Below are 1,100 nucleotides of genomic sequence, written 5' to 3' on the forward strand. Positions count from 1 at the left end.
TAACTTTTCGCAACAGTGCCGGTTAGTCAACCTTGTGACAGCCTCGTCAATGAACGGTTACCGCCAGTAATATTTGTTCTCGATACAGCTTGAAACTAAAAGTGCCACTTCATCCCTTGTAAGTCAAATCACTCTAAAAGTTGAGCATCGCGTTTAAAATATAAATTTTAACTCTAACTTTGATATTATGATAAAACTATAAATCTCTTAGAATGCTCTGATTACTAAATTGATTAAATAAATTTAACATGGTTTTTATGAATAAGAAATTATTATGGCTCGCCTTACTACCCACTCTGTTACAAGGGTGTCACATACTTAAAGAACCAGAAAACATTATAAAAGAAAAACAAAAAACAACCCTAACTCATAGCAACCTTTGTCTATTAAATACTTGCCCCACTGGCTACAGTCCAAAAGACCAGATAGCCAATCATAAAATCATTATTTTAGCAAATAACCCTGAATCTAAGTTTGCCGATTGGGTTGCCTACATAGTACGGCCTGATTATATTAACGGTCCATCACAAAAAAGAAAATGGCAGCGAGATCCAACTTTACCTGAAAATTCCACTTTGCCACCTTCAGCGTATAAAGGAGTTAATACTCTTTTTAATGTTGATCGTGGCCACCAAGCACCCCTAGGGTCATTTAAAGGAGCAGACAACTATTACGTAACCAATTATTTATCTAATATCACTCCCCAACAATCAAAACTTAACCAGGGTCCTTGGAAACGCTTAGAAAATGCAGTAAGAACATATGCTGAAAAATATGGCTCAGTTTATGTCATTACAGGCCCCTATTATGAAAAGGATCAAAAGCCAGTCAAATCCTTTCCGAATTATAGCGAAACATTAATGATACCTCAGGGTTACTTCAAAGTGATCGCGACCATAAAAAAAGATGGAATTTATGCCTCAACTTTTATTATGCCACAAACAGCAACAAATAAAACTCACTATTGCGATACTGTTTCTTCTTTAGAAGAAGTTCATAATCTTACACAAGGACTAACTGTGTTAGCAAAAAAACCAGTGGGTAACTTAAATAAATTACTAGGCTGCTAGCAACACACTTAAAACGGCACTGTTGCGAAA

Annotated in this window: 1 protein-coding gene; it reads left to right on the top strand. The window is 35.7% G+C overall.

Annotated features, from left to right (window positions below):
* Positions 1-257: 257 nt before the first annotated feature.
* Positions 258-1,070 carry a DNA/RNA non-specific endonuclease gene (locus tag C200_RS12820; RefSeq protein WP_032126799.1) on the top strand — a complete coding sequence of 271 codons (813 nt, stop codon included), beginning with the start codon at positions 258-260 and terminating at the stop codon, positions 1,068-1,070.
* Positions 1,071-1,100 lie beyond the last annotated feature (30 nt).

This window comes from Piscirickettsia salmonis LF-89 = ATCC VR-1361, assembly GCF_000297215.2.
In the GTDB taxonomy this organism is placed as follows: domain Bacteria; phylum Pseudomonadota; class Gammaproteobacteria; order Piscirickettsiales; family Piscirickettsiaceae; genus Piscirickettsia; species Piscirickettsia salmonis.